This window comes from bacterium, assembly GCA_035703895.1.
In the GTDB taxonomy this organism is placed as follows: Bacteria; Sysuimicrobiota; Sysuimicrobiia; order Sysuimicrobiales; family Segetimicrobiaceae; genus Segetimicrobium.
The window spans coordinates 1-6,756 of sequence record DASSXJ010000041.1 but is presented as its reverse complement, the minus strand read 5'-3'; the positions used below and the strand labels follow the sequence as shown (position 1 = coordinate 6,756).

The 6,756-nt window shown below is 62.7% G+C and carries 8 protein-coding genes and 1 tRNA gene; 5 read left to right on the top strand and 4 right to left on the bottom strand.

The annotated features are described in order from the left end of the window. On the top strand, positions 1-143 hold a 143-nt coding region (locus tag VFP86_03200), incomplete at its 5' end, for a DNA-3-methyladenine glycosylase I (GenBank protein HET8998631.1). A 177-nt stretch (positions 144-320) separates the two neighbouring features. On the opposite strand, the gene VFP86_03195 is transcribed toward VFP86_03200, so the two are convergent. Together VFP86_03195 and VFP86_03190 are read right to left on the bottom strand one after the other, a co-directional pair. Next, complete coding sequence (locus tag VFP86_03195) at positions 321-539, bottom strand: hypothetical protein (protein HET8998630.1); 219 nt, start codon at positions 537-539, stop codon at positions 321-323. Between the two features lie 33 nt (positions 540-572). After that, positions 573-713, bottom strand: a complete 141-nt coding sequence (locus VFP86_03190) for a hypothetical protein (GenBank protein HET8998629.1) — start codon at positions 711-713, stop codon at positions 573-575. An 803-nt stretch (positions 714-1,516) separates the two neighbouring features. On the opposite strand from VFP86_03190, the gene VFP86_03185 reads away from it, so the two are divergent. Then, positions 1,517-2,359, top strand: a complete 843-nt coding sequence (locus tag VFP86_03185) for a serine protease (protein ID HET8998628.1) — start codon at positions 1,517-1,519, stop codon at positions 2,357-2,359. Between the two features lie 375 nt (positions 2,360-2,734). Here VFP86_03185 and VFP86_03180 read toward each other — a convergent pair. Continuing rightward, a tRNA-Ser gene (locus tag VFP86_03180) sits at positions 2,735-2,825 on the bottom strand. A gap of 132 nt (positions 2,826-2,957) precedes the next feature. Between VFP86_03180 and VFP86_03175 the strand changes: the two genes are divergently transcribed. From VFP86_03175 to VFP86_03165, 3 genes are read left to right on the top strand one after another with little or no spacing between them, the layout of a single operon-like run. Beyond that, a complete protein-coding gene (locus tag VFP86_03175; protein HET8998627.1) occupies positions 2,958-4,535 on the top strand; it encodes a peptide ABC transporter substrate-binding protein in 1,578 nt (525 codons plus the stop codon). A 10-nt stretch (positions 4,536-4,545) separates the two neighbouring features. Further along, positions 4,546-5,496, top strand: coding sequence for an ABC transporter permease (locus VFP86_03170; GenBank protein ID HET8998626.1), 951 nt, complete (start codon positions 4,546-4,548; stop codon positions 5,494-5,496). Next, positions 5,496-6,389: an ABC transporter permease gene (locus VFP86_03165; GenBank protein ID HET8998625.1), complete on the top strand. Its 894-nt coding sequence runs from the start codon at positions 5,496-5,498 to the stop codon at positions 6,387-6,389. Before VFP86_03170 ends, VFP86_03165 begins: the two co-directional genes overlap by 1 nt. A 5-nt stretch (positions 6,390-6,394) precedes the next feature. On the opposite strand, the gene VFP86_03160 is transcribed toward VFP86_03165, so the two are convergent. Then, on the bottom strand, positions 6,395-6,756 hold a 362-nt coding region (locus tag VFP86_03160; protein ID HET8998624.1), incomplete at its 5' end, for a hypothetical protein.

Here is a 6,756-nt window from a genome sequence, read left to right as displayed (position 1 = left end):
CAGACGCGATGAGTACGGATCTGCGGGAGCGGGGGTTTAAGTTTGTCGGCTCGACCATCTGCTACGCCTTCATGCAGGCAGCAGGCATGGTGAACGACCACGTCGTCGACTGTTTTAGGTATCGTGAGTTGTCGAGGGGATGACGCCCGTGGCGTTGCTCACGAGCACGGTGCGAATAGATCCTCAGGGGACCTAGAAGTAATAGTGTCAGAAAGAACCGCTGCACCCTAGCAGACAGTAACCTGGGTTCCTAGTTGGGGAGATACTCACAATAATACTTGAAACTGGCGCCATCTGAGCCCAGCCAGCCAGCAGGAGAACTACGCGGAGGGGGCGGCGAGAGCAGTCGTCGGCGCCCCATCTTCGCGGATGGGATCGGCGACCTCCTGACAGGCCGCGACGAGCGTGGCAAGTGGAAGCCCTGTCTTGTCGGCGAGCAGCAGCAGGTGACCATCCCGAAAGATGGGGCTGAGGGGAGCGAGATCAGCCAACAGAAGTTTGACTTCGCCCTCAATTTCCCACAGGCGCCTCCGCGGCACCGTAGGGAGCCGCTCAATCAAGAGAGCTCAACTTCATGTCCCCATCTCCTCTCGCGCGTCGCGCGCCGTTTCTTCCTCGTCGTCCGGCGCCGCGTCTACGAGGGCGTGGAACTCGCTCTTAGACATGGCGTCCACCTTCCTCTCCTCAATGCAGATCAGGCACAGGTACTTCATAGCTCCCTCCTCATGTGGTCGAATTGGTGCGGACAATAGATAGTCGTTCGGAGGGGCCCAAAATCGACAACAGGGCTCCGCGCGACGAGCGTCCAGGACCGACATAAGGCGGGACTAGGACCCGCGCCTGCAAGAGACGGGCGTAGGGGCCCGGTTCAGCGCCAGTGCCATCTGGGCGGTATATTGCGGCCTGAAACTGTCCTCACACTCGTGGATCAGTCAAAGTTTGAGGTTCACATCGCGGCCATACACAGGGATCTGGTTGGATGGCACTGGAAGCTAGTCGGCGAGGACGAAGATCGTCAGGAGGCCGTCGTCGAAATGTTCAACTACGGCGACTCGCCAGTACATGCTTACCTGACTTGTGTGGGTAGCTCTGTACTGGCGAGACATTGCTTTTTTGACTTAAGCGGGATGTTGAACGGTTAGATCCAGAGCGCGCCCGCGTACTCTGGGATGGTTACCGGGCCGGGCAATGGCACGAAGACGTCAACCTCGGTCTCCGGGACCCGTGGGAAAATCGTGCCGGGGAGCCAGCGTGGTGGCTCCCCGGCACGCAAGAGTGTTAGCCGAGCCGCTAAATACAAGGGCTGGCGAGGCGAGCAGCGCACTCGTAATGCGTAGGTCAACGGTTCGAATCCGATTCGCCGGCTCCAGCAGTGCCTCTCGAGTTGATTCCATCGAACTCTGAAACGCGAATCCTGCAAGGGTTTTCGCGCGGGAGGGGTTCCAAACGGTCACCCAATGATCCGGTCAAAGAGACATCCCCTCCGAGTTCGAGATCTCGTGCTATAACCATGAGTGTGACGCATCGCGAGCGAGAGTTTCATGGGCCCCACAGCCGTATGCGCTTGGCGCTGATCGCCGTCGCGGCGTCTCTATGCTGCGGGACCGCTCCGACGCTCTCCTCAGGCGCGGCGCCGGCCGCGGGGAGTGTGTTCGTGCTCGTGACGATGGACAAGACGACCTGGGTCCCGTATGAGTACGGATCCGCCTTCTTCTTCAATACGGCTGGCGACGCGTACACGGCGTCGCATGTTGTCACCACGGTCGTCCGGCTGCCTTATACCATGCTCGTCGCCATCGTCGGCGGCCTCGAGTACGCGGTGCACGTCGTGTGCTGGAACCCGCGATCGGGCGATCGCGCCCGGACCTTCACGCGCGACGTGGCGATCGTGCACGTCGGCCCCGAAGTCCCGCTGTTCCCCATCGGAGTGTACCATCCTGCCGTCGCGCCGCTCGTCGCGGTGCCGCTTCACATCCGGTCAAATCGGCTGCCGAGGCCCGGCGAGGCCGCGAGCGTGGTGGGGTTCAGGCTCGATCACGGCTTTGCATGGGAGCACAACATCGCCTTTCCGCGCCACGAATCGCAAGGCCACGTGGCCCGCGTGTTACGTACTCTCGACGGAACGGCTGTCGTCACCGTGGCGTTCACGGCCGGTGCGGTTCCGGAGAACGGTGAGTCCGGCGGGCCGATCCTGGATAGCCGTGGGGACGTTCTCGGCCTTGCCGCGTGGGAGAGGGCGGACGCGTCAACCAGCAGCGAGATAAGCGGACTCGGGGCGCCGTCGCTGGGATGTTTTACGCGGATCCCGCCCGGGGAGGAGCAGCTCAGTCCGCGCGACACGCCGCTCCGGCTACCCTGAGGAGGCGTTTAGTACGATGATCGTGTTATCCTCGAAGCCTACCGCGGAGGGTGCAAGTTTTCTGACTCCGGAACCGGCGGGCGTCGCTGCCCCCCTGCCTCAACATCAGCCGCGAGCAGTCCTCTCGAATTGACGCAACAACTGCGTGAGGGTGAAGACTTGCAAATCAGGTACTTGCGCGCGGTGGATCAACTCTCGTAGTCTCCGGTCGTGCGTCACGAAACCGTCTGCGCAGGTTGCCGTTACGGCGTGGTGAAGATCGCCAAAGTGCTCCTCCAGTTCGCGGTCATGGCGCTTTCTGTTCCGCCATCGCTCCGGGGCTCTCCATGCTACCCGAGTAACGGCGTATGACGTTCGTTATGCATCCGGATGAACTGGCGGAGGGGGTGGGATTCGAACCCACGGACCCCGGTTAGAGGGTCACGGTTTAGCAAACCGTTGCCTTGGACCGCTCGGCCACCCCTCCGGTGCGGTTGACAGTTCCTATCCTAATCCCCGCGGTTTCCGATTGCAAGGATTGCGGCTCTCCCCGGGTCTCCCTAGAATGGGAAAAAGGGCATTCACGGACATCGGGACTCGTCGTCTTGAGGGAGGGTCTATGAAGCCCCAGATCGTTGCCGTCGTGCTGGTATCCCTCCTTGTGGTCTTGCCGGTCCATCGTACGATCGCCGGACCGGCCCCCGGAACGTTCGTCATGGCAATTACGGACAACCCCGATAACCTCAATCCCTACCTGGCCGGTCTGGCGGCGAGCAGCGCAGTCTACCGATTTGCCTTTGACAGCCTGTATACGATCAACCTCAAGGGCGAATGGGTGCCCGCGCTTGCGGCGAGCTATGCGGTGAGCCCGGATGGTCTCGCCTGGACCTTCAAACTGAGACCGGGTGTCCGCTGGTCCGACGGGGCGCCGCTCACCTCCGCCGACGTGAAGTTCACCTGGCAACTGGCCACGAACAAGGACGTTCACGTTACGTATGCGACGGGCTTCGACAAGATCGTATCGATCGACACGCCGGATCCTCTGACCGCCGTCTATCATTTAAAGGAACCGTATGCGCCGTTCCGCGACCAGGTCATGGGGGCGGCGCTCGTCCCTCAGCACGTCCTGGGGTCACTGAGCGCGGACCAGATCAACCGGGCGCCGTTCAACCAGAAGCCGGTCGGCACCGGCCCCTTCTACGTCTCAGAGTTTATCACCGACGATCACGTGACCTTGACGGCCAACCCGCAGTACTGGGGAAAGAAGGCCAAGCTCCAACGAATCGTGGTGCGGATCGTCCCGGACGAGAACGCGCAGGTGAACCTGATGAGGGCGGGGGACCTCAGCGTGCTGAGCATCCCGGCGGCGCGCCTCGACGAAGTCAAGCGCATGCCGAACATTACGATCAAGCGGTATTTGGCGCCGACCTACGCTCTGGTGCAGCTCGACGAGTACGAGTTCCTCCGTGAGGCGCCCGTGCGTCAGGCCCTCGACTATGCGACGCCCAAGGAGTCAGTCATCAGGAACATCATGAAGGGCCAGGCCGAGCCGGCCGTCAGCGACTTGGTGCCGAACGGGCCGTATGCGAACAAAGCCCTCCGGCCGCGGCCGTATGACCGTGCGCGCGCGCGGAAAGTCCTGCTCGAGGACGGCTTTGCCCCCGGGCCGGGGGGGGTCCTCTACAAGGGGGGAAAGCGGCTCGAGGTACCGCTGTGGACGGTCTCCGGACGGGCATACTTCGTACAGGCCATGCAGGTGATCGCGCAGTCGTGGCGGTCGATTGGAGTGTACACGGAGACTCACGCGGTGAGCGCCGCGGCGCTGTTCGGGCAGAACGGTCCCCAGTGGAACGGCAAAGACGAAGCGCTGATCTTTACGTGGGGTCAGGGCGTCTTTCCGGAAAACAAGATCAATTGGCATTCCAGCTTCATTCCCAAGGATGCGAACTCCCCAGGTGAAAACGACGAACGGTACAGCAACCCCGAGATGGACCGGTTACTCGAAGACGCCGACCGCACGGTGGACGAGGCGAAGCGCCACGCGATCTATGACCGGATCCAGGAATTGGAGTTCCGGGACGTGCCGATCATCTTTCTCTTCTGGCTCGTCAACAACAACGCCGTCGCCGGCATCGTGCAGGGCTACGATGTGACGACCTTCAACACGACCCTCCCCGAGGAGTGGAGTACGCGGTAGGGTCGCGGCGATGGGGTCCTACGTCGCGCAGCGAGGAGTCCAGGCCGCAGTCTTGCTGCTGCTCGTGTCCCTCGTGGGGTACTCGATCATGAGCCTTGCGCCCGGCGGTCCGCTGGCCGTCTACCTGCACAACCCTCACGTCACCCCCGAGAAGATCGATCTGCTGCGGCATCAGTTGGGGTTGGACCAACCCTGGTACCTGCGATACGCGTCGTGGCTGAAGGGCTTGGTGAGTGGTCACTGGGGATACTCGTACTACACCGGGCGCCCAGTTTTAGACATGATTGGTGAGCGGCTTCCGGCGACGTTCACGTTGATGCTGAGCGCGCTCTCCCTCGCGATCGCGCTATCATTTCCGCTTGGCGCGCTCGCGGCGACCCACAAGTACTCGTGGGGCGACAACCTGCTGTCCCTCGGGTCGTTCTTCGTCTGGGCGATGCCGACGTTCTGGTTCGGCCTCATGCTGCAGATGGCGCTCGCGGTCCGGTGGCACCTCCTGCCGGTGGCGGGCATGCACGAGATCGATAACCGGTCGGTCGGGGATCTGCTGCGGCATTTGACGATGCCGGCGATGGTGCTTGGGATCGGGTCCATCGCCAGCTGGAGCCGCTACCTGCGGAGCGGCATGCTCGAAGTGCTGGGGCAAGATTATGTCCGGACCGCGTACGCGAAGGGGCTGCCCGCCTACCGGGTGATGCTCCGCCACGTGCTGCGCAACTCGCTCATCCCGATCGTCACGATCATGGGATTGGATCTCCATGTGTTGTTCAGCGGGGCCGTCATCACAGAGTCGATTTTCGCCTGGCCGGGAATGGGCCGGCTCTTCCTCGCTGCGCTCAACAACCGGGACTACCCGGTCCAGATGGCCGGGCTCATGATCAGCGCCATCCTGCTCATCGTCGGAAATCTGATGGCCGACCTTACCTACGCAGCCTTGGATCCTCGTATCAGGTACGAATAGTGGGGACTCCCATCACGGCTCAGGCGGTTCCGCTCGCCGTCCCGGCGGGGAAGGGGCTCTGGGCCCTGGCCTGGCACCGCTTCCGCCGCCACCGCATTGCGCTCGCCGGCCTCGCCGTCCTGGCGGTGATCGTCGGGAGCGCCATCCTCGCGCCGGCCGTCACCTCGTTCAGCCCGACGGACCTGGATCCCGATCACAGTCTGGCCGCGCCCAGCCGCCAGCATATCTTCGGAACCGACGATTTGGGGCGGGACGAGTTCGCGCGCGTCGTGTACGGAGGGCGCATCAGCCTGCTGGTTGGGCTAACGGCGATGCTGGTGGGGAGCGCGATTGGGGTCGTGATGGGATCTGCGGCGGGCTATATGGCGGGGTGGGTCGATACGGTGATCATGCGGTTCGTCGATCTCATGCTGAGCTTTCCCGCGATCTTCCTGCTGCTCATCCTCATCAACTGGACGGGAGGGCGGGCGCCGGTTGTGATGATGATCGCCTATCTGGGGCTGTTTGGCTGGACCGGGTTGGCCCGAATCGTCCGAGCGGAATACCTTGCGTTGCGGACCCGCGAGTTCGTGGAGGAGGCGCGCGCGATTGGGGCCGGGACGCGCCGGATCATCTTTCGCCACATCCTCCCCAACGCCATGGCGCCGATTCTGGTGCAGGCGGCGTTCGCTGTGGCGGGAGCGATCCTGGCAGAGGCCGCTCTGGACTTCTTGGGCTTTGGCCTGCCTCCTGACATCCCGACGTGGGGCAACCTCTTAACCCAGGCGGAAGACTACATCACCAGCAACCCGGTGCTCGCCATCGCCCCAGGGCTGGTGATCACCCTCACCGTCGTCGCGGTATTCCTCATTGGCGACGCGCTTCGCGACGCCCTCGACGTCCGTTCGCGCTAGAAGCGTTACTGGTTCTGGAAGATGTCCTTGTAATGCCCCTGCCCGAAGACGAAGATGACCGACACGCGTCCGCCTAGGGCGCCGTTCTTGTCGACGACAAAAGCCACCCCAAGCTTGTCGTAGACGAGGGTATCGTCGTCCTGGTGGCTGTCAACGGTCTCTTCCTTGCCGTAGGCGGAACGGATCGCATCCATCTCGGTGCCCGCCATGATCCCCTTCTCGGTTTGGTAGCTGTCGTCGTAAGAGATCGCCAGCGCGGCCACCTTCTTGGTTTGCAAGTTGACGATGACCCCAATACGCTTGAGCGGCCAGTAGTAGCCGCGGAAGGTCCCGCCGGGGAGATCGTCCTCCGAATGGAGGGGTCCCA